The sequence below is a fragment of the Agrobacterium larrymoorei genome, assembly GCF_037722385.1.
Lineage (GTDB): Bacteria > Pseudomonadota > Alphaproteobacteria > Rhizobiales > Rhizobiaceae > Agrobacterium > Agrobacterium larrymoorei_C.
Window position 1 is genome coordinate 376,594 of record NZ_JBBKAQ010000003.1, and the last position, 25,717, is coordinate 402,310.

A 25,717-nucleotide genomic window follows, 5' to 3' on the forward strand; every position below is an offset into this window, starting at 1 on the left:
CACAATCATCGCTGCCGTCTTCCTACTTATCCACGCCCGCGACGTCGGTTTGTCAGGTATAGGGCAATACGTTAGGCAGCGAAATAGGCCTCAGCCCAAGAATATTAAGCCAAACCTTCATCTACCCATGCAGCATAAATCTCACGAACCTGAGGCATTTCAAGGATTTCCGTAACGTCCTCAACGAAGACAGAAATTCTATCGTATTTGCCTGAGTCTTCCGCGTCTATAGCCTCTTTGAAGGCATCTTTAGCGGGCTTGAGATCAAGCTTCGTCATTCCTTGAAAATGATTACCCTCTGCTACCGATACTCGGGCATTAGCTTCAGGGCTAACGTCTTTGTAACCCAGTATTCTGTCCATAGCTCTTCTCCCTACATAAAGCGGGTAGAGAATGCACGGCATGAGAGCGTTATGCAATGCCTCAACCCGTAGGTCGCTCAGCCCAGGCCGCCCTCTATCGTCGCCTCTATCGAACGGCACGGTGGCAGCGCCTCCGCGAGGCACACTTGGCAGCGCATCCCTTGTGCACTCGATGCCTCGGCATTGAAGTGGTTGAGGAAGCCACCGTCGTGCACCACGCAGAAGGTGGGCACAAAGGCGACGAGGATCGCTTTTGGAATGGGCCATTCGAATCCCTCTGCAAGGCATGCCACGATCGCTTCGGTGCTCTTGAGGATCGTGGCATCAAGGTCGTGTCCTTTGGGAGCGACGGCTGGCCCGTCGACGACTGACCCCCGGGGCCAAAGAGAAGTGTCAGCTTCGACCCCCAGGGACCGCCGAGGGAGGCAAGCGTTAAATCCCGCAAGTTTTCAAACTATTTTTAGGTGAGGCCATGGGCGCCAGAGGACCGCGCCCTGAAACGCCGGAAATGCAGGCGCTGAAGGGTAATCCCGGCAAGCGCAAGAAGCGCGCGCCGTCATTGAAGGCGAAGGGTGACGTCTACATCCCGAACTACTTGGATGACGATGCCAAGCAATGCTTCGAGATGATCGTGGCCGCAATGCCCCCAGGTACTTACGCGGTGACCGACACAGGCGGTATAGCCGTCTACGCATCCGCCTGGTCGGATCACAAGCGAGCTACGGAAGCGCTCAAAACAGAAGCTGCCATTGTGCCTGGGTCAACAGGCAATCCGACAGTGAACCCTTGGTTCAAAATCAAGAATGAAGCGGCGCGCATCATGATGTCGATGGGCGACAGGCTGGGCATGGACCCGAAAGCCCGCGGCGCCTTGGCGCTACCTGAGGAGAAGCCAAAATCGAAGTTCAGCGGCCTGCTTGGGCAAGGCGTGGAGAAGGCGTAACCCAAGAGGGGCTGGACCGCGCCCAACGAGTTATTGACTTCATTGAACTGCTGCGCGTGCCAAGCGGCGAGGGCCAGGGCGGCCCCATGGTACTAAGGGATTGGCAGAAGCAGTTCATACTCGACGTGTATGCGCCACTCGCAAATGGCAGGCGGCGCGTCAGGCGCGCGATATTCTCGGTCGCACGAAAGAACGGGAAGACTGCTCTCATAGCAGCACTTGTGTTGGCGCACCTGTGCGGCCCCGTGTCGGAAAAGAATGGCGAAATCTATTCGGCTGCCACAGACCGCGAGCAAGCGGGCCAAGTCTTTAAGTTCGCGAGCCAGATAATTGAAGCTGAGCCCGAGTTCGGACCCGGCGGCAGTTGTCCGCTCACCGTCGTGCCTTCAACGAAAACCATCCTGTGCAAGCACAACGGCAGTACTTACAGGGCGCTTTCCGCTGAGGCCGGTACGAAGCACGGCTTGAACCCGTCGCTGTGGATCTACGACGAGCTAGCGCAGGCGAGGAATCATGAACTCTACGACGTGTTGAACACGTCTCAAGGCGCACGGAATGAGCCGCTCGGCTTTGTCATATCGACGCAGTCGCCTGACCCAGAGCATCCGCTCTCAAAGCTGATCGACGACGGCCTTCGGGCAGATGATACCCGAGTATGTGTCCATCTCTATGCCGCTGCCGAGAATGTGGAAGACCTACTCGACGAAGATGCGTGGGCAGCCGCCAATCCTGCCCTGGGTGATTTCCGCAAAGTGGAAGATATCCGTGCGCTGGCGGAGGAAGCCGTTCGCATGCCTTCTCGTGAGGCATCGTTCCGAAATCTTTATCTGAATCAGCGTGTCGATCAAACGGCGCCTCTCATATCGAGATCCGAATGGAAGGCCTGCCAATCGCCTGACGCGAAGACATGGCGATCGGATACCGGCGTGCTTCGGAAAGGCGAGCGGATTTATCTTGGTTTGGACTTGTCTGCCAAAGTCGACTTGACCGCACTTGTGGCTGTCTCCGCCGAACCGGGAAGCGATCGGGTGAAGGCGTGGCATTGGAAGCCAAAAGACTATCTTCACGACCACTACAAGCGGGACCACTTCGACTATCCGACTATGGCGAAAGAGGGATGGCTTGATGCTGCTCCTGGGAAGGTGATCGACTTCGGACATGTCGCGCAAGCGATAAGCCGAATCTCGCAAGACTATGAGATCGCCGGCATCGCGTACGACCGGTCTCGCATCGATCTTCTATTGGTCGAATTCGGCCGCTTAGGGATTGAAGCCTACAAGGACGGTCAAGACCGACCTTACGACGGCGCGATACGCATGGTCGACTGGGGCCAAGGCTTCGTTTCGATGGCGCCTGCAATCGACGCCTTAGAGGAATCGGTCATTCAGCGGCGATTCATGCACGACGGGAACCCGGTTCTTGGTTTTTGCTTCGCCAACGCGATCGTCCAGATGGATGCAGCCGGGAATCGCAAACTCAACAAGGCGGCAACACGGTTCCGTATCGATGGATCGGTTGCTGCGGCCATGGCTCTCGGCCTGAAGGCTCGAGACCTCGTCGAAGGTGGGCCGGACTTGGACGACTTCATCAACAACATGGTTATGGTGATCTAATGGGTTTCTTCGAACGATGGCGCGGAGTACCCATCAAACTCACCGATGGCGAGTTCTGGCGCGGGTTCTTCGGGCTAGGAACCACCTCTGGTGAGCCGGTTACGATCGAGACAGCGCTCCAACTTGATGCTGTGTGGGCGTGCGTCAACTTGATCCGGAACGCAGTGATTATGCTGCCTTGCAACGTCTACAAGGACGACGGCGTCACAATCGACAGGGCATCGCCGCTCTACGACTTGCTGCACGACATGCCGAATATGGACGACACCGCCTCGGATTTCTGGGCCATGGTCGTCTTGTGCTTGTGCCTAGACGGCAATTTCTTTGCAGAGAAGAAGTTCAACGGCGGCAAGCTGGTGGCGCTCAACCCGCTGCCACCTCTCGCCGTGAACGTATGCCGTGATAGTCGGAACGCGCGCTACTACGAGGTTACCGAGAGCGGCAATAAGCGCAGGATCGCAGAAGACAGGATGTTCCACGTCCGCGGCGCGGTGCTGCCTGGCTGTGATCGAGGCATGTCACCGATCGGTGTTGTCCGCAACACTGTGGGCAACGCACTGGCCGGCGAGAAGACCGCTGGCAAGATGTTTGCCAATGGCATGCAGGTCGCAGGCGTGCTTTCGTCTGATCAGATCCTAAAGAAGGAACAGCGCGACCAGCTTGGCCAGATACTTGGGCAGTTTGCCGGATCTGATAAGGCTGGCAAGATCGCAGTCCTTGAAGCTGGCCTCAAATACCAGCAGCTGACGATCAATCCCAAAGATGCGCAAATGCTTGAGGTGCGCCAGTTCAACGTCGAGCAGATTTGCCGCATCTTCGGCATTCCTCCGGTGATGATCGGCCACGCAGCCAACGGCACAACGACTTGGGGAAGCGGCATCGAGCAGCTTATCCTGCAGTTCATCAAGACATGCCTTGGGCCGCTGGTAAAAAGCATCGAATCTGCCGTGTACCGCGACCTCCTCGACGAGAAAACACGCAAGACCACCATCGTCAAATTCAACATGGAAGGCTTGCTCCGCGGCGACAGCACGGCGAGGGCAGAATTCCTGTCCAAGATGGTCACCAACGGCATCTACACGCCAAATGAGGCCCGTTCCTACGAGAACAAGGCTCCAGTCGACGGCGGAGAGAAGGCAATCGTCAACGGCACCATGACCCCGCTCGATACGGTCGGTCAGGCCAACGATAATGCGCCGCAAACGCCAGCAGCACGCGCTGCATAAGGGAAAATCATGAAATTTGAACACCTGATTTCGGCCATTCTGGCCGAACCTTGGGCTATTCAGCGCGAAAAACTGGGCGTCTTGGCTAATGTTTTGGTCGCCCGAGCCGAAGGCGAGAAGCTGTTCTCGTCGGAGTTCGCCGCGTCGATCGACGATGCGCGAGCCAAGGAAATCGCCGAAATCGGCGGCAGCGTCGCGGTCATCCCCGTTTACGGGGTATTGGCGAACAAAATGGACATGTTTTCCGCCATGAGCGGCGGAACTTCCTACGCTGGCATCAAGAAAGCGCTGCATTCAGCGCTATCGAACGAGGATATCAAGGCTGTCGTGCTCGATATCGACAGCCCCGGTGGCACTGTGCCGGGCACTGACGAGCTCGCGACCGAGATCCGAAAGCTGCGTGGCGGCGAAAAGCCTATTATCGCGCAGGTCAACAGCCTGGCGGCAAGTGCGGCGTACTGGATCGCTGCGTCGACCGACGAAATCGTCGTCACGCCTTCCGGCCGCGCTGGTTCGATCGGTGTTTATACCGCCCATGATGACCTGTCCGCCGCTCTTGAGCAGCGGGGCATCAAGCGTACCTACATTTCTGCCGGCAAGCACAAGGTCGAGGGCAACGAGACCGAGCCTATGAGCAAGGACACGCTGGCGCATGTGCAGGATGGCGTGAACCGTTCCTACAATCGCTTCCTCGCAGCCGTTGCCGAAGGGCGCGGTGTGACGGTCAGCAAAGTTGAGGATGGCTACGGCCAAGGGAGAGTATTCTATGCGGAAGCCCTTATGGACCGAGGCATGGTCGACCGTGTTGCCACACTTGACGAGACCTTGGCCCGCTACGGCGCGGACGCAGAGCCTGCGCCGGTAAGGCGCATCAAGGCAGCCAACGCCGCAAAGGGGGAGGCTGCACAAACGCTGGTCGCAAAGATGACGGCCGGCGAGCAAATCACGAAACGCGAGTTCGAAAACGGCATCAGGGGACTGATGGGGTTGTCGGGCTCTGAGGCAGAGCGGGCCGCTCGGCTCTACCTCAAAGATGGTCAGGGGGCTCCTGACGTCGAGACGGATGCTGCTGCTTTGGCAGCCTTAGACCGGCTTTTGGCCGAAGCAAAAACTCCCCTCATTCGATGATAAGGAGCCTTTCATGGCCGAACTAGCAGAAAAAATTGGCGAACTTGGTGCTTCCCTCGCATCCATCAAGGAGCAGGTTGGCAATCTCGCCACCGACTTCACTTCGAAGCTTGCCGCAAACGGTCAGGTTTCCGCTGAGCTGAAGGAAAAGACCGACAAGGCGCTTTCCGAACTCGGCGACGTCACGACCCGTCTTTCCGACATGGAGAAGCGCGCCGCTCGCGAGCGTGAAAACGGCGACGTGGAAGAGAAGTCGCTCGGCGATCTGGTCGTCGAGGCGGCGCAAGCGAAGGAATTCAACGGGGCCGCTCGCGGTGCTATTCGGGTCCAAGCGGAGCGCGCCGCAATTACCACCGGTAACACTACGGTGGGCACAGGCCGCTCCGCCGGCACGTCTCTCGTGGCTGGTCAGCGCGTTCCGGGCATTGTCGCTCCACCGAACCGTCGCATGACCATCCGCGATCTTCTGATGCCTGGCCAGACCAGCTCGAACAACGTCGAGTACACCAGAGAGACCGGCTTCACGAACAATGCAAATACGGTCGCCGAAACCACTGCGAAGCCATATTCAGACATCACGTTTGATATGACGAACGCTCCGGTTCGCACGATTGCTCATCTGTTCAAGGCGTCGCGCCAGATTCTGGACGATGCGGTCGGGCTGCGAAGCTACATCGACGGTCGAGCGCGCTACGGTCTCCAGTTCAAGGAAGAGGCGCAGCTTCTCAAGGGGGACGGTACCGGTCAGAACATCCTCGGTATCCAGCCGCAGGCAACCGCATTTAACCCGGCGTTCGTGCCGCAGGACGCAACGCCTATCGATCGCCTTCGCCTCGCGATCCTACAGGTTGTCTTGGCTGAGTATCCTGCGACGGGCTTTGTCCTCAATCCGGTCGACTGGGCAGCCATCGAGCTGACCAAGGACAGCGAGGGTCGCTACATCATCGCCAACCCTCAGGGCTCCAACCAGCCGACGCTCTGGAATCTGCCGGTGGTCGAAACCCAGTCGCAGACGCTAGGCACCTTCCTGACCGGCGCATTCAACATGGCCGCGCAGATCTTTGATCGCATGGAAATCGAAGTCCTTCTCTCCACCGAGAACGTTGATGACTTCGAAAAGAACATGGTTTCGATCCGCGCTGAAGAGCGTCTGGCGTTGGCTGTGTATCGTCCTGAAGCCTTCGTGACCGGTGCCGTCTCGGCTTAACCCCACATGGCGCTTCGGCGCCCATTCCTCTGAGATAAGGAGGGGCTTATGCCCTACGATAAGACAAAAGATCCGGCCACAGGCAATCCTTACAGCGCAGGCCGTCGCAAAGCCGCCCGCCACCCCAAGGGCGTGACCGTTGTTCCTTCCGATACCGTCGACCTCGCGACCTACGCTGCTGGCTTGGTTGTCGTGACCGCTGGCAACGTGAAGTACGTTCCGTCGCAGAACGCTGACGCCGACACGATCACTATCACCGGGGCCACTGTCGGCATGATCATCCCCCACCAGGTTCGCCGCGTGTTTGCCACCGGCACGACCGCAACTCTTGCAACTTTGGAGGGCTAACCAATGGCTGCCAAGAAAGACGAAAAGGTCGAGGTCAAGGAAGACCCGAAGCCGGTGGCGGTCGAGGACAAGGTCGCCGAAGCGAAGGCCGAAGAAGCGCCAGCGAAAGCCGAAAACGCCAACACCGTTCTGGTGCAGGCCATTCGCAGCTTTGAGGGCATCGAGGGTGACAAGGGGCCGCGATCCGAGCCGTTCCGCGTCAGCCATCAGCGATACGTCGACTTGAAGGCCAACGATCTGGTCAAGCTCGTTGATGAGAAGGCGGGCTCCGATCCGCATTAAGGGTTGAGCCATGCCGATCGTCGATCTCGATACGATCAAGAAACACCTCCGCGTCTTTCACGATGATGAAGACGCGGAGATTGGCATTTATCGCGATGCCGCTGAGAGCATTGTCACGCAGTATTTGGACCGCGAGATTGTTGCCGCTGGCGTAACGCCGACCGCAACCGACGGCATTGTCGCAACCCCTGCGATCGTGTCCGCGATCCTTCTTGTGACGGGCGACCTTTATGAGGTTCGCGAGCCAGACCCTGACGCCAAGGGCAACGCGGTTCTTCCGCGCGCGGTCCGCATGCTGCTAGCGCCCTGGCGCATATGGCGAACACCGGTGGAAGACTATGTGGATACGTTTCCATGCACCATTTGACTGGCGCCAGCCAGGCTTCACCATTGCCTATGAGCCGGGCCTATACAACGTCACGCGCGCTTGCGCCGATGCTGCGATAGCGGCCAAGGCCGCCGAACCCACCAAGGATCGACCGAATGCCAAAACGCAAGAGATCCGGAGCGGGCTCGCTGTCGGAGAGAATCGGCTTTGAGGCTGAGGTTCAAGGTGATGACGGGTACGGCGGGACGATTACAGGCTGGCAGGAATCCTTTATCGAACCTGCCCGCCTCGAGCCGCGCGTCGGCAACGAAACGGTCATAGCCAGCCGCTTACAAGGGTTGCAGCCATTCACCATGACTGTTCGCAGCAATGAGCGCACGCGCACCATAACGCCCGCGTGGCGGGCGCGTAATAAGCGCACCGGCGTCGTCTACGCCATCAAGGCAGCGGTCAACATCGACGAGCGCAATCAGTGGATTGAACTGCTTGTGGTGCAAGGGGAGGCATCTTGATCAAGGCAAAGGTTTTGGGCCGCGAGGCGCTGACAAAAAAGCTCAATCAAGTCGCGCCGCTTGCCAACAAATACGCCGCCGAAGCGAAGTTGCAGATTGCAAACGAGGCGGCAGAGCGAATTTCCGACCGGGCACCAATCAGCAACAGCGCAACGGCCGGCGACTACGCTGCCTCGATACAGGGCGGCAAGATTTCTGACAGACCGAGCGCAAAAGCCCTTGTTGGCGCATCGGCCAGTAAGGATCCGGATGCGACTGGCGTATTCGCCGCTTGGATTTGGCACTTCCTGGAGTTCGGTACATCACCTCACAACGTTGCAAAGGGTGGCGGAACTGTTCTCGGCAAAAAGCAGACTGACGGCGCGAAGATGCACCCAGGAACGCGTGCGCAGCCACACGTTTTCCCGACTTGGCGCTCTATGAAGGCGAAGGCGAAGAAGAAGATCGCGGAAGCGGTTTCACGCGGGGTGAGGGAGGCCATGAAGAAATAATGGCTAGTCCCGATCTTGAGTTGCAGGGCGCGATCGTTGCGAGACTGAAGGCGCGTACCGCGCTGACAGCCATTGTTGCACAGCGCATTTATGATCGACCTCCGACCAATGCTCCATTTCCTTATGTCGAGTACGGCGAAAGCCAAGTCATTCGCGACGATGTCACCTGCTTCAAGGCTAATCTCATCTACGTGACTATCCACGTTTGGTCGCAATACTCCGGAGGCTTCAAGGAGCTGAAGGAGGTCATAAACGAAGTTGTTGAGGCGCTCGATGACGCGCCTCTCGTGCTCCCATCGCATCGCCTCGTGTCGCTAACGCGGCAAGATACTCGCCATTTCAAAGACCCGGACGAAGTTACGACACATGGTGTCGTTGAGTTTGTTGCGCGTGTCGAAACACCGGCCTGATTGGCCATCAATCCCTAATTCTTGAGGTTTACATATGGCCGACGGTCAACAGATTGGTCGCACGCTGCTTATCCAGATTGGTAATGGCGCTTCTCCGGAAGTGTATGCAAATCTGTGCGGCCTGACGACGCGCAGCTTCAACATGTCCGCAAACGAGGTCGACACTACGGTCACGGATTGCGAGAACCCTGCGAACACACCCCAGAAAACGGCCGAGCCTGGCATCAAGAATCGTACGTTCTCCGGTTCTGGCAAGTTCATCAAGAGCACTGCCAACACCGCGTTCATGGCGCACGTCACCGATGCCACCAAGTTCAACGCCAAGGTCATCGTGCCAGGTCTCGGCACATATACCGGACCGTGGTTTGTGTCTGAGTTCGAATTCAGCGGCGAAATGGAAGGCAACATGGAGTTCAATGCTACCTTTGTTGCCGCCGGCGTCCTGTCTTTTGTTGCGGAGGCTTAATTGTCCGAAGAAGAAAAGCCATTCCCGCTCGAAGTGAACGGTGCTCGCGGCGAGGTCGCTCTGTGGATCGGCAACGTTCCTCTGGTCATCGTTGCCGAGATGGGCGGCCTTGCAGCTGTTTCTTCGCGCCTGTCTTGCAAGAGCATGTCCGATTTGTTTCTTCGCCTGTCAGGCGTAGAGCCAGCGGCTACCGTGGCCGCACTCGATCTTCTCACGACTCGAGGAGACAAGGTGAAGGCGATCGGTTCGCTGAAACTGAAGCACTTCGGCGCCGTTGCCAAGGCGATTTCCGAGGCGTTGTCTCATCATTTCGACGAGGAAGACGAGGGAAACGGAGAAGCCGCTCAAAAGGCGGCATAGAAGAACCGTTTCCTTGGCGAGATTGGCAAAAGATCGCATTCGGAGGCCTATGCTGGCCGCCCGCTGTTTTCTGGGCATCCAGCCTGACGGAATTCACTCTTGCTGTGAAGGGTAAGGCCGAAGCGAACGGCGCTGGCGGTTCGGTAAAGCCGCCGTCGGACGCAGAGATGGATGAGTTGATCGCGAAGTATGGTGGTTAGGCTGGTTTTTGCCGCCATACACCTCGATTGGCTTTGTACTGCTCTAGGTACGGGCCGATCTGACTGTTTTTGATGGCGTCCAGGTATCTGTCTGATACGAGTCCGTGCTCGTAGCACTCTTGCGTTGTGATCGCATACGATCGCTTTGTACCCTCATTAAGGCTCTCAAGGTCTCGCCTCAAAACGACGTCCGCGACATCCTTCTCACACCTCTCGATGATACGAGGTGTGGCTACAAGTTGTGGCCTGTTGTGCAAAGTGAGACCCCGTGCGGTCCACCCTCCGGCGGCCGAGACTGCGCAAGATGCAGCAAAAATCGCTGCAAGTGTCCACACTTTCATTCTCGAAGCCTCCCAGCTCGCCCAACCGGCGGGCTTTTCCACGTTAGGAACAAGACTTGGCCGGCAACAACAGTGATGATCTGATTATCTCAATCAGCACCGACCTTGCAACCGTAAAGCGTGCGCTGAATCGGCTTGTGTCTGACGTCGGTAGTGCCTCGAGCGGCATTGAAAAGCGATTTGCGTCTGCGGGAAAGTCGATAAATAGCTCTCTCACCACTTCGATGCAGGAACGCATCAACGGCATGGTGGGAATCGGCGCGACGGCCGCAAAAGAGTGGAACGGAGTTCTTGCAGATCAGCAGAAAGAGCTTGATCGCCTTCGTGCAAAATATAGCCCGCTATTTGCGACCGTCTCGAACTACAAGACAGCCGTTTCGGAAATCAGGCAGGCCCATGCCGCAGGTGCAATCTCCGCAAATGAGATGACCGCCGCGATCCAGCGTGAACGGCAAGCTGCCTTAGCATCTACGGCGGCCATCAAGGGCCGGAATTCGGCGCTGTCGTCGCAGCCGAAGACGAACAATTTCAACACGTCCAACATCGCTGCGCAGTTCCAAGATATTGGCGTTACGGCAGCCATGGGCATGTCACCTATACAGATTGCGCTACAGCAGGGCACTCAGTTGTCTGCTGTGTTGCAGGAGCTGAAAACCAGCGGACAAGGCGTGGGAAAAGGGCTGGCCGCAGCCTTTGCATCGGTGGTTTCTCCGCTGTCTCTCGTGACGATCGGCGTGATCGCAGCCGGCACTGCCGCCTTCCAGTATTTCGCGACCGTGATGAGCGAGGGTGACAAGTCCGCTGAGGTGCTCAAGGAACAAGCCGCTCTTATCTCGGCGGTGGCTGAGAGGTGGGGTGATGCGGTTCCCGCGCTGCGCGAATATGCCGACCAGCTTAAGAGAGCGCAGGAGGGCGCAGATCTCCAAACCGCGACGGGTAATGCCATCGAGCGGGTTCTTGCGGACGCGACGAAGGGCTACGCCGGACTGAAAGATGCCGCGGTTCAGGCGTCGTTGGAGATGCAAACAGGAAACCAAGAGGCAAGACAGTCATTTGCAGTCCTCATTGGCGATGTGACTGCGCTGGAAGGGAAGATCGGAGAGCTATCCGATGCATACAAGGCTGGGAAAGACACTTCCAAAGAAATGGAAGCTGTCACCGAGACACTCGCGCGGATGCTCGAAAACGACGCCTCTAGAGCGTCAGACACGCTCAGCGGGAGGATTGAGTATCTTTCGAACATGTTCGTCGCGGCCGCAGGTAATGCAGCAAAGCTAAGGGAGCAATCACTGCTTGCCGAAGCTTCGGCGCGGACGGCGCTTTTCCCGTCTCAAGGCAGTTATCCAGGGACGTTCCAGTCGGCTGATAACACCATCCAAAACGAGAAATACTCTCTCCCCTTTGATGGTCCTACGCCGACAAACCGACCTTCGGATCTCGACACCGACAAGAACCGTGGTTTTGGAACTCCGAAGCGCGCGAGAGTGCCAAAGAAGACGTCCGCCGATCGGTTTGCGGAAGACATTCAGGCAGTTCGAGACCGCACAGAGGCGCTGCGTCAGGAGATGGCCTTGATTGGTCTCTCCAATGAAGAGCAAGCCAAGCGCCGCACTGCTCTCGATCTGGAGCAGAAAGCTCTCGCCGACCTTCGAGAAGAGGCGCGTAAAAAAGGCGAGAAGGATCTCGAAAGCATCACGCTTTCGCCGGACAAAATCGCGGCCATTGAGCAGGAGGCATCAGCCTACGCGCGCCAGTCAGAAGCGCTAAGAAAGGCGCAAGAGCAACAGCAGAAGCTCAATGAGTGGAACAACGTAGCAAGAGACGCTACACGCGGCTTTATTGACGACTTGATCCATGGTGAAAGCGCGGCCGATGCGTTTGCTGCGGCACTCAGCCGCATAGCTGATGCACTGCTCGACGATGTGTTGAACAGCATTTTCAAGGTCAACAACGCGGCGGGTGGCGGCAGTGGTTTCCTGAGCGGACTCTTCGGTGGCATCTTTGGTGGTGGAGGCAGCAAGTTTCCATCTGCGCCTGGCGGCCTGTATTCAGACGGCGGCTACACCGGTGCTGGCGGCAAGTACCAGCCTGCCGGCGTTGTCCACAAAGGCGAGTATGTTTTTGACCAGGCGGCGGTCAAAGCAGCCGGCGGTCCGGCGGCCATGGAAGCCATGAGGCGCAACCTGAAGGGCTACGCCAATGGTGGTGCGGTTGGCGTTTCGGTGCCGAGTTTGCCATCTCTGAAGACTGCGGCGCCAGCTATGCCCAATATCACCTTCGCTCCCGTCATTGACGCTCGTGGCGCTGACGCAGCGGCTGTCGCTCGCATTGAGGCGGGGCTCGCAAAAACGAACCAAGAACTTACTGGCAACGTGCTGAAAGTCATGAAGCAGGTCGGTCCGCGCGGCATCAAAGTTTAGGGCTTCACACATGGCAGAAACATTACCGGTCGGCCTGAGATACGGGCCGACCTATCCTAAGCTCGTGCGCTCGACGAGCATGTCACGATGGGGCAAGCGCGCGATCTCCTTCATGGAGACGGGCGATCCGTTCTGGCAAGTGTCGATGCGAGTGCTCGCGCTGAGCAACGCCGATCGGCAGAAACTGGAAGCATTCATCTCTCGCTGTCGAGACGGCATGGTGACGGTGCTTTACACGCCGAAGCATGTCTGCCTGCCGCAGGCTTATTGGGGAAACCCAGATGCTCCGGCAATCCTCGATAACGGAACGCTTGCCACGATCAGCGGCAACCAGCTCGCGGTCAACAGCGTGACGACCGGCTTGAAGCTGACTGCTGGTGACCTGATCGGTTTAAGCCAAGGCGACTACAACATCATCGTTCGCGTTGTTGAGGACGCGGTCGCAGCCAGTGCGGCTATTACAATCAAGATTGAGCCATTCCTGCCGTCTTACATCACCGCAGGCGCGACTGTCGTTTTCAAGAACCCAGTCATGAACATGCGCATGGTGCCGGATAGCTACGAGTGCCCTGACGACTTTCGGCCGACAGCCACATTCACACTCATCGAGGTGCCGAAGTAATGGCTTTTCCGACACGATTGCAGCAGCTCCTAAACGAGGGCAGAGTCAAGATCGGCTCGGGCGTCAAGTTTGAGTTTGGTACGGGAACGTACGGGTTCTTCTCGGGCAAAGGCACTCTGGATTTCAACGGGCTGACCTACAAGGGTAGCTCGCTGATCGAGATCGACGAGCCTGCCTATGCACTAGGTACCGCTGCCAACCCGATTACGATGCGGCTTCCGGCACGGTCCGACTTCGATCTTACGCCAGACAAGCTGCTGCTGATCGAGCAAGAGGAGTACAAGGGCCGACCGGTCACGCTCTACGACTTCTATTTCGATCCGGACAATAATCAGTTCCTCCACGCGGAGCCGACCTTCTACGGCTACGTCGATACAATCGACCACCGCGAGGAGAACGGCGAAGCCTGGCTGGAAGCCAACATCGAAACCGAAGCGATCGACAATTTCCGCGAGGGCTATCGGTACGCCAGTCACGAAGACCAGCAACTGGTCTCACCTGGCGATATGTTCTTCGAACATGCTGCGAGGCTCAAGAATGAGTTCTTCAATTTCACCTTTGACCAGAAGTGATGTTCGCCACGCTCGCAATAGCGATGCCGGTGTCGTCGTCGAGCTTCTGAGGCAAAGCCACGCGGCTGCAAGATGGAAATTTCCTTTCGATCCGATGCGGGCGCACTCGCTGTTCTGTGCGCACGAGCAATCCGCGCACACGGCGGCAATTGTCATGGAGTATCGCGGGTCTCCCGCAGGAATTCTCATGGCTCACGCTTTTGACCATCCATTCGGTGCAGGCATGTGCAGTTTTGAGACGGTCTGGTTTATCGCGGAAGAGGCTAGAGGGCGAGGCGCACTAAAGATGCTGGACGCCTATGAGGATTGGGCAAGGGATATCGGCTGCGTCTATGCCTGCATGGCGTCCCTCGCGATCAACGACGTCTCCCGGATCTACACCCGATGCGGATATGCGCCGGTTGAGACCCATTTTATGAAAGCGCTGACCGTATGAGCAAGAAGCTTGCAAAGGCTGTCCGCGCCGATGGGTGGGACAGGCGACTGGAAGAGGCCGTGTCTACCATCACGAGCAGCGGGCCGACAGACGCCCTGAACCAAGACGTGGCGGCAGTCTGCGACGTGATTTCGGCCACTGTTGGCGTTGCGGTCACACCGCGAGGCAAAGACGCCAAGGCGTTCGTCGATGGCCTTGAGCCGGTCAACCGTTTCAACGCCCGTCGCGGGGATATCGGCCTCGTGTTCTTCGAGGGCCGTTACTTCCTTGGTGTGGTGTCGAGTGCAGGCTTTGTCGTCCGGATGGCGCATGGCGCGTCGATCTTTCCGCTCGCTGATATCGAACAAGCTTACAAGATAGGCGCCTAGCTCTATGGCATTCATTTCCAGCATCATCGGCGCGATCGGAGCAGGTATCGCGGCGATCGGCACGTGGGCAGCTGCCAATACGGTCTTGGCCGGTATCCTGACCAGTGCGTTTTCCATCGCTGCGCAATATGCTGTCAGCAAACTGTTCCCGCCAAAGACTCCAAGCTCTTCGGCGCAGATCGAAACGGAATACGGCGCGAACAATCCGCGCACTGTCATCCTTGGCACCTGCGGTCTTGCTGGCCGTCACGTGTATCGCAACAACTTTAGCGACGGCGGGCGCATCTTTGTTGATGTCTATGAGCTGGCGAGCTTCAGGATCACCGACGTTCCTCGCGTTAAATATAACGGCCAGTGGAGAACTCTCTCAAACCCGACGCCAGGCGGGTGGTATGACGTGCCGAACGAGGGGACCAGCGGAGACAGCCGTGATGAGATCCAAGTCAAGTTCTATTACGGGAGCATGGACCAGCAGGCAGACCCTTATCTGATTGAGACATCTCGACCCGCCGGCCGCTGGACAGAAGATCACCGCGGCGTCGGCGTTGCTTACGCAGTTGTCTATTCTGTCCTGAGCCGCAAGGGGCGCGGACTAACGTCTCCTGCACAGTTGCTCTTTGAGGTGAAGGGGGCTCCTCTCTACGATTGGCGTAAGGATAGCAGTGTCGGCGGCGCTGGCCCTCATCGCTGGAATGACCAGTCGACATGGGAATACAGCGACAATCCAGCCGTGCAGGCTTACAATCTGGAGCGTGGCTTCTTCCATGGTGCGCAGCGCATGGTGGGGAAGGGCGTTCGCGCCTCGCGTCTGCCGCTTTCCGAGTGGACGCAGGCTGCCAATATCTGCGACGAGATCGTCGACGGCTACTATCGCTACCGCTCGCACATGATTGCCAAGGATGGACCGGGCGCCAACCATGACGCCAACCTTCAGCCTTTGCTTGAAGCCATGTGTGCGTCTTGGGTGGAGCGTGTCGATGGAGAGTTCCCGATCGGGGGCGCACCGCAGGCAATCGTCGCGACCATAACCGATGACGACATCAAGGTCGGCGCGCCAAAGCGGTTCACGGCCAAGCGCAAGCGTACAGAGCTGATCAACACGGTTGCGGCGTCATATATCTCGCCGGATGATTTCTACGAGACCAAGGACGCGGCCACGCGCATAGACCAGTCAGCACTGGCTGAAGACCGCGAGACGCTTGCCAGCAGCATCCCTTACGGCGCTGTGACAAACGTCAAGCAGGTTGATCGTCTGGCCGATATCGCCCTTCGTGGAGCGCGCTTTCAAGCGTCTGCGGAAATCACCATTCATCCGCGCTTTCTGGATGTTGTGAAGGAAGGCCGGTGGATCACGTGGGCAAGCGCCAAGCATGGCACGCGCACCTACCAGGTGCTCTCGCGCACCCTCGGACCGCACAGCAGCGATGGTGTGCGTGACATCACAGTCTCGCTGCAGGAAATCAGCAACGGCGTCTTCGATCCCACAGCATACGCCACGAACCCGCCTGTCATTATCGTTGTTCCTCCGCCTGAGTATCTGGCAGAGGTGCAGAACTTCACGGCGACGCCGAACGTGGTGGAAGCAGAAGGCGGCGGCTTGCTGCCTGGCGTGCGGCTGTCGTGGGGTGCTATTCAAGATATCTCGGTTACTGGTGTGCTGATCGAGTATTGGCCTGTCGCCAATCCGACGCAGGTATTCACCAAAATGGTGGATGCCGACATCAGCGTAGTGCAGATCGTGGAAGGCTTGACCTCCGAAACTGACTTGCGCGTTCGCACGACGTTGGTTGTCGATAACGGTCGAGCAGTCGCGCCGTCTGGTATCACCAACTTCCGAACCCTTCAGGCTGGCGGGGACTTCGTCGCTGATCTGCAACATCTTGGTAAAGATGCAAAGGCCGTATTCACGCAGCTTGGCGGCGAGATTGATGATCTCTGGAAACGTTTGGAAGAATCCACGACGGCTTTCACCCTTGATGGCGCGATAGGTCAGATCGATCGTCAGAAGATGCGTGCGGAGCTTGGCGCCGCGCGCGCTCAGATCGTGGAAGAAAAGCGCGTTCGGGTCTCTGAAAGCGAAGCTCTTGCAGAGACTCTCACGGCGTTGTCTGCTTCGTTCGGTGAAAACTTTGCCGAAGGGCTGGTAAGCTTCAAGGCTGTAGCGAGTCCTGAGGACGTGCTTGTTCGTTTCGCAATCATGCTGCGCGCCGGCACGGATGAAGACTTTACGGAAAGTGGGTTCTACATCCAGATCCGAACCGTCGGCGGCGTGAGAGTGTCCGAAGTCGGCTTCCTCGCGGACAAGTTCACAATCCTGACCGAAGATGGAGCTTTGCCAGTCTTCGCGACGGAAGGTGGCGTGGTGAAGATCATCAATGCCATGATCGAGCAGGCGCAGATTGAAAACCTATTCGTTGGGCAAGACCAGATAGAACCGGCTTCGGCAGGGTTCATTAAGTCTCTTCAAATACCCGGAAATAACGGCGGGAATTACGACTTTGTTGTTAGACACGGAGTAAGTCAGCCCGGAACGCACCACGAAATCAGGCTAGACTTCAAGTTGCAGATAAGCAGATTGGGGACTGGGTCAACCGGTCCTGTGACTGCAATTATTAGAAACATGTCCACAGGCGAAGCGGTTCTTCTTGTGAACTTCGGGGTTATCTTTGCCGGTCAAACTCTTAATAGGACGGAATTTACCTATGTGTCTCTAGCCGAGTCACAGACGCAAACTCAGACTGTTTTTCGAGTTGAGCTTCAACCACTTGGTGCATCCCTGTCATACGACAGTGGAACGATAGGGGCGATCCTCACCAAGAACGTTCCCAACAACATCTAGGGCCAATCCAACATGACCACTCCTTACACGACGGGGCAGATCAGCCTCGTCAATGGCAGCGCTATGGTGACGGGTATCGGCACTGGCTGGGAAACGTCGCTGATCATCGGCGGGACGATCTTCGTCGAGGCTGATGGTGGCAATGCTCTGCCCATCGCGGATATCGGCGGTGACACGGCCATCACTGCCGCGATCGCCTGGACTGGCCCGACCGGCACCTACGATTACGCTCTCGTTCGCGACACTGCCTACGGCCAGCAGACGGTGGCAAATGCTCAGGCGCTGGCAGACTATATCCAGAAGCTGAACAACACGGCTTTGTCGGCTGTGGCGGGTGTAAGCCCTTTGGCCGATACGTTGCTGCTTTTTACCGGACCGGATACCGCGACCACGATCGCACTCACCTCACTCATCAACGGTGCTGACTACGATGTGCAGGTGAACAATCTTGCGGACAGGGCTGTCTACGATAGTCGCCCCCCAAACTTCCGTGTTCTGGTGGCTGATATCGGTGATGGCCGGGCCGCCATTTACAGCAAGAACAGCAATACTGCAGCGGACTGGTCGGCTCCGGCTATCATTACCGGCCCGCCTGGTCCCGATGGCGTGAACCCGCGCGGGACATATGACCCTGCGACGGCCTACGCTGCTGACGATCTTGTCTACAGCGGCGGTTCTACATGGATCGCCAAGGTGGCGACAACTGGCAACGCTCCGCCGACGCTGCCAACGACTGAGAACACACAGTGGCGAATATTTGCTCGCGCTGGCAGTGCAGGCGTTAATCCTCGCGGTGCTTATGACAATAGCAAGTCTTACGTGGCTCTGGACCTTGTCCTAGACAATGGTTCATCGTGGATCGCCAAGGGTACGACGACGGGCAATGCGCCGCCTGTGCTGCCGACGACTGAAAATACCTACTGGAGCCTGCTGGCTGCAAAGGGAGCTGACGGCACTGGCACTGGCGACGTCGTCGGCCCTGCCAGTTCTGTTGCAAACCGCGTTGCTGTGTTTGGCGGCACCTCCGGCAAGGTCATTATCGACAGCGGCATCATCCTGGGAAACTCGGCATCTCGCAATGTTGGCACTGCTGCCGGGACCGTAGCGGCTGGCGATGACCCGCGTTTCTCTGCGGGTGGTCAGAACGACGCCATCCTTGCTCTGGAGATCGCCGACCTCAAGGGCTCGCGCCTTGGTATGAAGGGTGGCGTTGCCGATGCCTTCGATGACGAGACAGGCGTCGATGTCAAAACAAACGCGATCTACGATGCGACGAATGATTGGTATGCGCCCACGAAGTCAGGAAGCGCGTCGTACTCGAACCCAGGCGGAACAGGCAACAGAAGCTCACTTATCACTGTGAGCAGCACGCTTGCCGCTTCAGGTTCGCCTTCTGCATTGGTGGATGGAAGTGATACCGGCTCGTATGCCACTAGCGTTCAAGCCGTATCTGGCAAGAATATTCGATTTGATTTCGGTGCGGGCTCCGCAAGGTACATTGCTGAAATGCGTTGGCGTCAGGGGACGGCGACCACGCAAGGCGTCTTCAAGTGGCAGGGATCAAACGACGGGAGCACGTGGACCGATATTGGATCGGAGTTTACCTTGCACGGCGGCAATGTGGCGGTGGGGTCTCTCTACGAATCTTTAAATACCGAGATAGGCAAAGCGACATCGCTCTACCGATACTTTCAACTTCTTGGCGTCAGCGGGAATTCAACTGACACATTCATTCGCGAAGTTGAGTTCAAAATTGATACTGTGGTGCCATCAACCAACAACATGACCCTGCGCTCTGTCGCTTATGCGGCAGCAGCAGTACCAACCACCGGCAGGGTTGCAGTCCAGCTTGTCGAGACCGACGCCATCACGATCAACACGGATGTCGTCGTTCGCATGTCTCGCGACGGTGGCACCACCTGGGCGACCGCCACTCTTGCGCTTTCGCAGTTTCTGATCGGTCCGAAGATGTACGAAGCCACGGGCATCAACCTTGCGTCTCTGGGCAACGGCACTTCCATAAAATGGGAAGTCTCGACCGCCAACAACAAGAACGTCGCCGTATCTGGCGTCGTTGCTCAGTGGAGTTGATCAATGGCACCAAGAACATTCGGGCTGGCACCGTTGGTGCCGGCCATTGACGACTACAAAACTGCGTTCGACGCTCACCTCGATTCTGTTGCGCAGTCGAAGAGCTACGACAACCGGGTGACGATCGCCACCTACGCAGGCAGCACGAACGCGGTTTGGGCTGCTGAGGCACAAGCATTCATTGATTGGCGAGATCAGGCGTTGGCCTCAATGTTTGCACAGCTGGCAGCGGTGCAGGCCGGTGGTGACGCGCCGACAGTCGCGGAGTTCATTGCTGCGTTGCCTGAGATCGTCTGGCCTTAAACTCTAAGGAACGTTTTATGCCAATCACCAAAATCTCCACACAGGGGAAGGCTTTCGTGCGTCTGCACGAGGGCGACCCGCACACGGCCTACCTTGATCCAGTCGGCATTCCGACGATCGGCACTGGCTTCACGATGGGCAGCGATTCCGTACGCCGCGAACTTGCGAAGATCGGCATCACGAAGTTGGTGCCAGGGAAGACCAAGATCACCGCCGCGCAGAGCGACGCAATTCTGGACGCAGTGCTGGCGACTGAATACGTGCCTGCAGTCGTTGCCAACTCACCACAGGACCGAAAGCAGCACGAACTCGACGCCGCTTCGTCTGTGACTTTTAACCTCGGCGTTCGCGCAATGGAGTGGACATGGGCGGACCTCTGGCGCAGAGGCCAGATCAAGCAGGCGGCCGACTATCTCTCGCGTAACTACAACACGGCCGACGGCAAGAAGCTGCCGGGCCTTGTGCGCCGTCGCAAAGAGGAAGCGCTTCTCTTTGAGAAGGGCATCTACACAGGTGTCGGCGGCGTGACCAAAGAGGCCACAGCAGAACCGCCGAAGCAGCCTGATCCTGTCGTCAAGGAAGCGCAGGAGCTGCTGACGACGGCAGGCCTCAATCCGGGCGCCATTGATGGATGGATGGGCGAGAGGACCAAGTCAGCGGTCATCGCCTATCAGAAGGCTCATCCGCATCTGGTCGCTGATGGCATCATCGGACCGGCAACTCTTGCCCAGCTTCGTCGTGACGCTGGCGCAGCCAAGGACGTGGTGACGAAGGGCGTAAGTTCGGCGGCAGGTTCAGGCCTGCTTGCCTTCACCGCTGGCCTTCCATGGGGCTGGATTGCCGCAGGCGTGCTTGTCGCCGTCGTAGCCTACGTTGCCTACCGAAACCGAGATGTCGTCATTCGCAGGTGGAACAGCTGGCGCGGCAAGGAGGAGAAGGTGTGATCTTCATATGGGCAAAGCTCAAAGGCTACCTCGCCGCAATCGGTACGGCGCTCGCGATCATCGCGGGCGCATTTTTGTATGGCCAGAGGGCAGGGCGCTCCTCGGCAAAAGACGAACAGGCCGCCGCTAACGCCAAGGCCATCAAGAAGGCCGGGGACGTCGAACATGAAGTTAAAAATCTGGATGACGCTGGCGTTGATGCTGGCCTTAGCAAGTGGATGCGCGACAAGCGGTAGCTACTGCGACATCGCGCGGCCGGTGCGTCCGTCTGTCGACGACAATATGACGCCGGAGACCAAGCGCCAGATCCTCACCGAGAACCAAAAGCTTGAGAAGCTGTGCGGGGTGAAGCCGTGACCGGCGCCGAAATCATGGGCGTCGTCGGCTTCTTCGTCATGCTCTTCGGCTTTTTCTTCGGTCTGTGGAAGTACGTTGACGCTAAGATCAGCGCAGCGAAAACAGAAGCATCAAGCTCGGCAAGCGCAGCTGCTGCAATGGCTTCCCTGGCGCGCGAAGAGCTTGCGGCGCACCGCCTTCATGTCGCCGAAACGTATGTCTCCAAGTCCGGCCTTCGCGAACAGACAGAGCAGATCATGGGAGCCATTGGCGCGGTTAAGGATGCCGTCGACCAGATGACGCTGCGCGTAGATCGCATTGTCGAAAACCAATCAAAGCCGCGGACGACGCGCTCCTCATAGGATGGATCCATGCCAAGCAATATTCTAGCCACAGGCAACACTGCCGCCGATTCCGCTGATGTCGTTGTCGCTGCCGGAACGCCTTTGACGGTTGTGCTTAAAGGTGCCGACAAACTCGCGGACGTCAGAATCAAGCTGAAGGACGACGCCGGTGCGTATACACAAGTTGGCACGCTTTCTAAGGCGTCGCCCGCGCAATTGATCAACGCGCCTGGCACATACCGTTTTAGCCGTATCGCAGGCGGAGTCTGCGGGGTGTTCAGTGCTTAATAAGTCTGGACTTTTCAGCCCGTTGTTCTCACCGTTGATGACGAAGGGAGTGGTGGGCCGGGGCGTGGTCTCTGGTGGGGTGGTGCCTGTGATCCCGTTCAAACCAGCCCAAAACCGTCGCCTCGCAATCACCTCTGCCACCACTGATGGGAGCGTCGACAGCTTCGCTACGCAGATGATCGCCTCCGGTACAGCCAAAACGCTGCCCACGCTGTCGCAAAACAACGCAGCGCTTGTCTGGACCGTTGAGACGGTGCCTTCAGAGGGAGCGTTTGTCTACTTCATTCCGACTTACGCCACCACCAGCGAAGACTTCACGTTCACTGCTGAGTACAGCCTCGACACGTCGAACGGTGCTGACGGCAGTTGGTCCGCAGCGACCGTCAATATTCCGCTGCCTGACAGCGCCTCAAAATCGCGTCGAGCTTTTTGGGTCGATCTGCCGACAGGCACGAAGGGCGTCAAGCTCAACCCTACCAGAACGGCAGGAACGGCTATCAATTGGCAGTTCGGTGCTTTCAAAAAGGCACTACCCGGCACAAGGCTGGACGCTCATCTTGTCATTGGCGCCTCTTTGGAAGACGATGGTTGCAAGCCAGGCAGCATGAGAGCCGCTACACAGGTGGCATTCCCGGATCGTGATCCGCTCTTTTTCACTTATGCGCGCTCTGGCTATAATTCTGTTCAGACGAAGGACTTGGCTCTCGCTGCTCTGCCTATCTTCGACAGCGTTATCGGGACGGTGCTATTCGAGACTGGCGGGAACACGATCACGTCAAACCGCCCATACTTTGATGACAGCGATTTTGATAAATATGACCGGTTTGAAAACACTATCAGGACGGCCATCGCTGCAATCCTTTCGGCTGGCAAGAACTGCCTCACGTGCGGCATCACCTATCGTAACTACAAGACAACCAACCCCGTAAATGGTGCTGCAAATCAAGAGAACGGCTCGCTGCCTTACAACCTCAATCACGTCTATCCAGTAATCCAACAGCTTCTGCCAGACCAGTTCGACGCCACCCTTTCAGTTCCTCGCGGCGATGCCTATTCGTGGACGATCGCTTGGCGTGAGTATCAGGACGGCGACGGAATACACGGCTCGACCTACCCAGAATACTATGCCGGCATTCGGAGTGAAATTTGGGTGCGTCAGTTGATGACCTACCTATATACGGGCGTGTGGCCGACCAGCGTTTCTGAAACTCTCGTCGCTGCAACCGAGGTCAACAGACAGTCGGTGCGCGTGTCTCTTGCCCTTGATGCGATCAACGCGCTGCCTGCTTCCCCTTCGCGAACGTCCATGATTGCTCGCTTGAATGCCTTGACGGCAACCGGCGTATGGACAGCCAACCCCACTATCAGCGGAACGCTGGAAGAGGGACAAACGCTAACGGCAACTCCCGGCGCATGGACCGGCGCAAATCAGTCGTTCACCTGGCAATGGTTCCGTAACGGTGCTGCAATCCCCGGCGCGACTGGCACCACGTATCTGTTGCAGCCAGCCGATGGCGGTCAGAAGGTATCTGTCGGTCAAATACCCGCAGACTTCCCAAATGCCATCGCCACGTCAGCGCAGACCGGCACAATACTCGCTACGTCGTTCTACGACGACTTTGAGAGAGAGGACGGCAATCTAACGCCGTCTGCCAACTGGTCGCGCACAGGAGGCAATGACACTGCGTTCTTGATCGTCGGAGGTAACCTTGCTGCCAATGATGCGGTGAACGGAGCGATTGCAAAATGTCCTTCTGTGGGACAGGCAAACCATGGTGTTGAGGCAACGATAGCCTCGCAGCCGACTTCGACTGACGGACCGTTTATTTCTTGCCGCCTGAACAATCAGACAAATTATGTCGGGTTGCGGTACGTTCGTGTTTCCAGCGTCAACCGTCTGGAGCTCTATAAGCGTATAGCATCCACTTTTACATCGATTGGGACGTTCCCCGTCAATATTGCCAATGGTGGCAAAATGGCGATGGAGGTGTTCGGCCAAGATGTGAGGGTTTACGCGGACGGTGTATTGCAAGGGACAAGAACACTCGTAAGCACTGATCTTCCCACTGAGGTCCGGCAGGGGGTCGTCAACCGACAGGCTGTCAAAAATCCTTGGATCAGCGATTTCCGAGCGTATCGGATATCTGCTTAATCAAACAATCAGGAACTCCTCATGCTCATCGCTAATTGGCGGCAGGTGCTTAAACGCGCCTTCTGCACAATCTGTTAACGTTCATCAGCGCGGCCAACGCCACGCTCCCGCCCTTCGTCTCGAAAGCTGTAAAATGACCGAAACTGTCATCCCGGACAAAATGCGGGACTTGCCGACGGAGACCCGCGAATGGATGGCGGGTCTGCGACCGGATGAACTCAACACGCTGAAGGCGATCGTTGAGCTTCCTGAGGAAGACATCCGCGATGCATTCAAGCTGATCCGGGATATGCGCATTGTCGGCCGCTACATGCGATGGGTGATCATCACATGCATCTCGATCTTCGTGGGCACAGTGATGCTCTACGAGCAATTCCTCAAATTCGTCGGCTTTTTCAAAGGGGGATCATCCCAATGAAGAGATTTTTCGTAAAGCTTCTCGCGGCGGTGATCGGTCTTCTCGCTGTGATCGGCTCTGTCAACCTTGGGATTTGGGTTGCCGACACAGATGCGCCGATCGAATATGAAAATGTCACAGCACTTGCTGACAGTGTGGAGCAGGGCGGGACGATCGATGTTGAGTTTTCTGTATTCCGCAAACGGATATGCCCGCTAGTAGCAAAGCGCTGGCTCCTCGATGCCAACAAGGAACGGCACTCGATACCTCAGTATACGACCGGACTGAGACTGCTGGCAGGCAGGGAGACATATCGCAGGTCCATAACCATTCCCCCGGCCGCTGCGCCCGGTCCTGCTGAATATAGTGTGACGCTGGAATACATCTGCAATCCACTTCACAACCTGGTTGGGCCGATCCGGGTTGTTTCGCCGGGAATCCGGTTCACAATCCTGCCGGCAGGCAAATCTTTGTGAAGCGTGGGATATGAGTTGCTTATATTCTTTAGTTCGAATATTCCCCAAACTCTTACCTTAGGTTGAGGATCGTCTGGTGGGGTATAGGTTTTCGTTTTTTAATGTTCTTCGAAACAAAACAAAGTCATCTGATGCGAAGCAGTTTTCGTCATTCTCAGAGGCTTTAAAAGCGGCCGGTAAGGGCTATAGCGCCGATCATCTCTCAGCCTATACGTGGGCGAGGCAGGGTCCTTTGTTCCAAGACGCGTCTCCACTTGAGGATGTTCCGTGGTTTGGGACGGCCGGCCTTTTGGCTGCCCTGCCCATTGCCGCAAAGTCAGATCGACCAGTCCGCGTTCTTGACTTCGGCGGCTCTACAGGAACCCATTACCTGCTTGCAACACAGATTTATGGCCATGTTCCTATCGGTAAATGGGCGGTCATAGAGACTGAACCTATGGTAAAGCGCTCGCTGGATTATAGATCTGATCACCTTCGTTGGTTTTCGGATATTGATGAAGCGATGATATGGCTTGAAGCATGTGATCTTGTCTTTACTTCCGGGGCTTTACAATATACACCAGACCCTCAAGCGGCTCTGTCCAGACTGCTAAATCTACATGCGCCAATTTTGGCCATTCAGCGTTGCGCGGTTTCTCTGTCTACGCGGTCGGTTACCATCGTCCAGAAAAGTCGCTTAGGCGAGAACGCTAGAGGTCCGCTTCCCGAGGGTTTCCCTGACCAAGATATTTTCTATCCTGTGACATACAGGCCGGAAGCTGACGTCATGGCTCAGTTGCGACGGCACTATGGTAAAGTGGTTTCAATCCGCAGTGATCGCATCGTCAAAATTGCCGGCCAGTCGATCCGCTCTGACACCGTTATTTGTAGCCAGCCGAGCGAGATTATCACTTAGAATTCTCAGGACATTGT

31 protein-coding genes are annotated in these 25,717 nt (G+C 57.1%); 30 read left to right on the top strand and 1 reads right to left on the bottom strand.

Features of this window, described 5'->3' with window-relative positions; translation table 11 throughout:
- Nucleotides 1-104: 104 nt before the first annotated feature.
- Nucleotides 105-362 carry a hypothetical protein gene (locus WKI41_RS07105; protein WP_340192781.1) on the bottom strand — a complete coding sequence of 86 codons (258 nt, stop codon included), beginning with the start codon at nucleotides 360-362 and terminating at the stop codon, nucleotides 105-107.
- 472 nt (nucleotides 363-834) lie between these two features.
- On the opposite strand from WKI41_RS07105, the gene WKI41_RS07110 reads away from it, so the two are divergent.
- The 30 genes from WKI41_RS07110 (at nucleotide 835) to WKI41_RS07255 (ending at nucleotide 25,700) form a co-directional block, all read left to right on the top strand.
- Nucleotides 835-1,305: a phage terminase small subunit P27 family gene (locus WKI41_RS07110; RefSeq protein ID WP_340192782.1), complete on the top strand. Its 471-nt coding sequence runs from the start codon at nucleotides 835-837 to the stop codon at nucleotides 1,303-1,305.
- Nucleotides 1,306-1,391: 86 nt separating this feature from the next.
- On the top strand, nucleotides 1,392-2,918 hold the full coding sequence (locus WKI41_RS07115) for a terminase large subunit (protein WP_340192783.1): 1,527 nt from the start codon (nucleotides 1,392-1,394) through the stop codon (nucleotides 2,916-2,918).
- Nucleotides 2,918-4,144 carry a phage portal protein gene (locus tag WKI41_RS07120; protein ID WP_340192784.1) on the top strand — a complete coding sequence of 409 codons (1,227 nt, stop codon included), beginning with the start codon at nucleotides 2,918-2,920 and terminating at the stop codon, nucleotides 4,142-4,144. The genes WKI41_RS07115 and WKI41_RS07120 overlap by 1 nt, the downstream gene beginning before the upstream one ends.
- A gap of 9 nt (nucleotides 4,145-4,153) precedes the next feature.
- The gene (locus WKI41_RS07125; RefSeq protein ID WP_340192786.1) at nucleotides 4,154-5,272 is read left to right on the top strand and encodes a S49 family peptidase; all 1,119 of its coding nucleotides are present in this window, start codon (nucleotides 4,154-4,156) and stop codon (nucleotides 5,270-5,272) included.
- A 13-nt stretch (nucleotides 5,273-5,285) separates the two neighbouring features.
- Nucleotides 5,286-6,479: a phage major capsid protein gene (locus WKI41_RS07130; RefSeq protein WP_340192787.1), complete on the top strand. Its 1,194-nt coding sequence runs from the start codon at nucleotides 5,286-5,288 to the stop codon at nucleotides 6,477-6,479.
- A 48-nt stretch (nucleotides 6,480-6,527) separates the two neighbouring features.
- Nucleotides 6,528-6,827 carry a spike base protein, RCAP_Rcc01079 family gene (locus WKI41_RS07135; RefSeq protein ID WP_340192788.1) on the top strand — a complete coding sequence of 100 codons (300 nt, stop codon included), beginning with the start codon at nucleotides 6,528-6,530 and terminating at the stop codon, nucleotides 6,825-6,827.
- Nucleotides 6,828-6,830: 3 nt separating this feature from the next.
- A complete protein-coding gene (locus WKI41_RS07140) occupies nucleotides 6,831-7,109 on the top strand; it encodes a hypothetical protein (RefSeq protein WP_340192789.1) in 279 nt (92 codons plus the stop codon).
- Between the two features lie 10 nt (nucleotides 7,110-7,119).
- A complete protein-coding gene (locus WKI41_RS07145) occupies nucleotides 7,120-7,476 on the top strand; it encodes a head-tail connector protein (protein WP_340192790.1) in 357 nt (118 codons plus the stop codon).
- A gap of 116 nt (nucleotides 7,477-7,592) precedes the next feature.
- Nucleotides 7,593-7,949: a phage head closure protein gene (locus WKI41_RS07150; protein ID WP_340192791.1), complete on the top strand. Its 357-nt coding sequence runs from the start codon at nucleotides 7,593-7,595 to the stop codon at nucleotides 7,947-7,949.
- A complete protein-coding gene (locus tag WKI41_RS07155; RefSeq protein ID WP_340192792.1) occupies nucleotides 7,946-8,440 on the top strand; it encodes an HK97-gp10 family putative phage morphogenesis protein in 495 nt (164 codons plus the stop codon). Before WKI41_RS07150 ends, WKI41_RS07155 begins: the two co-directional genes overlap by 4 nt.
- On the top strand, nucleotides 8,440-8,850 hold the full coding sequence (locus WKI41_RS07160) for a DUF3168 domain-containing protein (RefSeq protein WP_340192793.1): 411 nt from the start codon (nucleotides 8,440-8,442) through the stop codon (nucleotides 8,848-8,850). The genes WKI41_RS07155 and WKI41_RS07160 overlap by 1 nt, the downstream gene beginning before the upstream one ends.
- Nucleotides 8,851-8,884: 34 nt before the next feature.
- Nucleotides 8,885-9,316, top strand: a complete 432-nt coding sequence (locus WKI41_RS07165; RefSeq protein WP_340192794.1) for a phage tail tube protein — start codon at nucleotides 8,885-8,887, stop codon at nucleotides 9,314-9,316.
- Nucleotides 9,317-9,676: a hypothetical protein gene (locus WKI41_RS07170; protein ID WP_340192795.1), complete on the top strand. Its 360-nt coding sequence runs from the start codon at nucleotides 9,317-9,319 to the stop codon at nucleotides 9,674-9,676.
- The gene (locus WKI41_RS07175) at nucleotides 9,673-9,876 is read left to right on the top strand and encodes a phage tail assembly chaperone (protein WP_340192980.1); all 204 of its coding nucleotides are present in this window, start codon (nucleotides 9,673-9,675) and stop codon (nucleotides 9,874-9,876) included. The genes WKI41_RS07170 and WKI41_RS07175 overlap by 4 nt, the downstream gene beginning before the upstream one ends.
- Before the next feature lie 397 nt (nucleotides 9,877-10,273).
- The gene (locus WKI41_RS07180; RefSeq protein WP_340192796.1) at nucleotides 10,274-12,637 is read left to right on the top strand and encodes a phage tail length tape measure family protein; all 2,364 of its coding nucleotides are present in this window, start codon (nucleotides 10,274-10,276) and stop codon (nucleotides 12,635-12,637) included.
- 10 nt (nucleotides 12,638-12,647) lie between these two features.
- Complete coding sequence (locus WKI41_RS07185; RefSeq protein WP_340192797.1) at nucleotides 12,648-13,259, top strand: hypothetical protein; 612 nt, start codon at nucleotides 12,648-12,650, stop codon at nucleotides 13,257-13,259.
- Nucleotides 13,259-13,831: a hypothetical protein gene (locus WKI41_RS07190; protein ID WP_340192798.1), complete on the top strand. Its 573-nt coding sequence runs from the start codon at nucleotides 13,259-13,261 to the stop codon at nucleotides 13,829-13,831. The genes WKI41_RS07185 and WKI41_RS07190 overlap by 1 nt, the downstream gene beginning before the upstream one ends.
- On the top strand, nucleotides 13,797-14,267 hold the full coding sequence (locus WKI41_RS07195; protein ID WP_340192799.1) for a GNAT family N-acetyltransferase: 471 nt from the start codon (nucleotides 13,797-13,799) through the stop codon (nucleotides 14,265-14,267). The genes WKI41_RS07190 and WKI41_RS07195 overlap by 35 nt, the downstream gene beginning before the upstream one ends.
- Nucleotides 14,264-14,635 carry a DUF6950 family protein gene (locus WKI41_RS07200; protein WP_340192800.1) on the top strand — a complete coding sequence of 124 codons (372 nt, stop codon included), beginning with the start codon at nucleotides 14,264-14,266 and terminating at the stop codon, nucleotides 14,633-14,635. Before WKI41_RS07195 ends, WKI41_RS07200 begins: the two co-directional genes overlap by 4 nt.
- Nucleotides 14,636-14,639: 4 nt before the next feature.
- The gene (locus WKI41_RS07205) at nucleotides 14,640-17,474 is read left to right on the top strand and encodes a phage tail tip fiber protein (RefSeq protein ID WP_340192801.1); all 2,835 of its coding nucleotides are present in this window, start codon (nucleotides 14,640-14,642) and stop codon (nucleotides 17,472-17,474) included.
- Between the two features lie 12 nt (nucleotides 17,475-17,486).
- Nucleotides 17,487-19,565 carry a discoidin domain-containing protein gene (locus WKI41_RS07210; protein WP_340192802.1) on the top strand — a complete coding sequence of 693 codons (2,079 nt, stop codon included), beginning with the start codon at nucleotides 17,487-17,489 and terminating at the stop codon, nucleotides 19,563-19,565.
- A gap of 3 nt (nucleotides 19,566-19,568) precedes the next feature.
- Nucleotides 19,569-19,868 carry a hypothetical protein gene (locus WKI41_RS07215; protein WP_340192803.1) on the top strand — a complete coding sequence of 100 codons (300 nt, stop codon included), beginning with the start codon at nucleotides 19,569-19,571 and terminating at the stop codon, nucleotides 19,866-19,868.
- 17 nt (nucleotides 19,869-19,885) lie between these two features.
- Nucleotides 19,886-20,812 carry a glycoside hydrolase family protein gene (locus WKI41_RS07220; RefSeq protein WP_340192805.1) on the top strand — a complete coding sequence of 309 codons (927 nt, stop codon included), beginning with the start codon at nucleotides 19,886-19,888 and terminating at the stop codon, nucleotides 20,810-20,812.
- Complete coding sequence (locus WKI41_RS07225) at nucleotides 20,809-21,048, top strand: hypothetical protein (RefSeq protein WP_340192806.1); 240 nt, start codon at nucleotides 20,809-20,811, stop codon at nucleotides 21,046-21,048. The genes WKI41_RS07220 and WKI41_RS07225 overlap by 4 nt, the downstream gene beginning before the upstream one ends.
- Before the next feature lie 117 nt (nucleotides 21,049-21,165).
- Nucleotides 21,166-21,510, top strand: a complete 345-nt coding sequence (locus tag WKI41_RS07230; protein WP_340192807.1) for a hypothetical protein — start codon at nucleotides 21,166-21,168, stop codon at nucleotides 21,508-21,510.
- A 9-nt stretch (nucleotides 21,511-21,519) separates the two neighbouring features.
- Nucleotides 21,520-21,780: a hypothetical protein gene (locus WKI41_RS07235; protein WP_340192808.1), complete on the top strand. Its 261-nt coding sequence runs from the start codon at nucleotides 21,520-21,522 to the stop codon at nucleotides 21,778-21,780.
- Nucleotides 21,773-23,932, top strand: coding sequence for a hypothetical protein (locus tag WKI41_RS07240; protein ID WP_340192809.1), 2,160 nt, complete (start codon nucleotides 21,773-21,775; stop codon nucleotides 23,930-23,932). The genes WKI41_RS07235 and WKI41_RS07240 overlap by 8 nt, the downstream gene beginning before the upstream one ends.
- Nucleotides 23,933-24,065: 133 nt before the next feature.
- The gene (locus WKI41_RS07245) at nucleotides 24,066-24,350 is read left to right on the top strand and encodes a hypothetical protein (RefSeq protein ID WP_340192810.1); all 285 of its coding nucleotides are present in this window, start codon (nucleotides 24,066-24,068) and stop codon (nucleotides 24,348-24,350) included.
- On the top strand, nucleotides 24,347-24,805 hold the full coding sequence (locus WKI41_RS07250; RefSeq protein ID WP_340192811.1) for a hypothetical protein: 459 nt from the start codon (nucleotides 24,347-24,349) through the stop codon (nucleotides 24,803-24,805). Before WKI41_RS07245 ends, WKI41_RS07250 begins: the two co-directional genes overlap by 4 nt.
- Nucleotides 24,806-24,881: 76 nt before the next feature.
- On the top strand, nucleotides 24,882-25,700 hold the full coding sequence (locus WKI41_RS07255; RefSeq protein ID WP_340192812.1) for a methyltransferase, TIGR04325 family: 819 nt from the start codon (nucleotides 24,882-24,884) through the stop codon (nucleotides 25,698-25,700).
- Nucleotides 25,701-25,717 lie beyond the last annotated feature (17 nt).

Coding starts and splice junctions, on each gene's coding strand:
- WKI41_RS07195 (WP_340192799.1), top strand. CDS start 13,797: ATGAGTTCTTCAATTTCACCTTTGACCAGAAGTGATGTTCGCCACGCT.
- WKI41_RS07245 (WP_340192810.1), top strand. CDS start 24,066: ATGACCGAAACTGTCATCCCGGACAAAATGCGGGACTTGCCGACGGAG.
- WKI41_RS07200 (WP_340192800.1), top strand. CDS start 14,264: ATGAGCAAGAAGCTTGCAAAGGCTGTCCGCGCCGATGGGTGGGACAGG.
- WKI41_RS07135 (WP_340192788.1), top strand. CDS start 6,528: ATGCCCTACGATAAGACAAAAGATCCGGCCACAGGCAATCCTTACAGC.
- WKI41_RS07220 (WP_340192805.1), top strand. CDS start 19,886: ATGCCAATCACCAAAATCTCCACACAGGGGAAGGCTTTCGTGCGTCTG.
- WKI41_RS07125 (WP_340192786.1), top strand. CDS start 4,154: ATGAAATTTGAACACCTGATTTCGGCCATTCTGGCCGAACCTTGGGCT.
- WKI41_RS07190 (WP_340192798.1), top strand. CDS start 13,259: ATGGCTTTTCCGACACGATTGCAGCAGCTCCTAAACGAGGGCAGAGTC.
- WKI41_RS07205 (WP_340192801.1), top strand. CDS start 14,640: ATGGCATTCATTTCCAGCATCATCGGCGCGATCGGAGCAGGTATCGCG.
- WKI41_RS07250 (WP_340192811.1), top strand. CDS start 24,347: ATGAAGAGATTTTTCGTAAAGCTTCTCGCGGCGGTGATCGGTCTTCTC.
- WKI41_RS07160 (WP_340192793.1), top strand. CDS start 8,440: ATGGCTAGTCCCGATCTTGAGTTGCAGGGCGCGATCGTTGCGAGACTG.
- WKI41_RS07150 (WP_340192791.1), top strand. CDS start 7,593: ATGCCAAAACGCAAGAGATCCGGAGCGGGCTCGCTGTCGGAGAGAATC.
- WKI41_RS07235 (WP_340192808.1), top strand. CDS start 21,520: ATGCCAAGCAATATTCTAGCCACAGGCAACACTGCCGCCGATTCCGCT.
- WKI41_RS07215 (WP_340192803.1), top strand. CDS start 19,569: ATGGCACCAAGAACATTCGGGCTGGCACCGTTGGTGCCGGCCATTGAC.
- WKI41_RS07105 (WP_340192781.1), bottom strand. CDS start 362: ATGGACAGAATACTGGGTTACAAAGACGTTAGCCCTGAAGCTAATGCC.
- WKI41_RS07110 (WP_340192782.1), top strand. CDS start 835: ATGGGCGCCAGAGGACCGCGCCCTGAAACGCCGGAAATGCAGGCGCTG.
- WKI41_RS07185 (WP_340192797.1), top strand. CDS start 12,648: ATGGCAGAAACATTACCGGTCGGCCTGAGATACGGGCCGACCTATCCT.
- WKI41_RS07115 (WP_340192783.1), top strand. CDS start 1,392: ATGGTACTAAGGGATTGGCAGAAGCAGTTCATACTCGACGTGTATGCG.
- WKI41_RS07165 (WP_340192794.1), top strand. CDS start 8,885: ATGGCCGACGGTCAACAGATTGGTCGCACGCTGCTTATCCAGATTGGT.
- WKI41_RS07145 (WP_340192790.1), top strand. CDS start 7,120: ATGCCGATCGTCGATCTCGATACGATCAAGAAACACCTCCGCGTCTTT.
- WKI41_RS07120 (WP_340192784.1), top strand. CDS start 2,918: ATGGGTTTCTTCGAACGATGGCGCGGAGTACCCATCAAACTCACCGAT.
- WKI41_RS07130 (WP_340192787.1), top strand. CDS start 5,286: ATGGCCGAACTAGCAGAAAAAATTGGCGAACTTGGTGCTTCCCTCGCA.
- WKI41_RS07140 (WP_340192789.1), top strand. CDS start 6,831: ATGGCTGCCAAGAAAGACGAAAAGGTCGAGGTCAAGGAAGACCCGAAG.
- WKI41_RS07210 (WP_340192802.1), top strand. CDS start 17,487: ATGACCACTCCTTACACGACGGGGCAGATCAGCCTCGTCAATGGCAGC.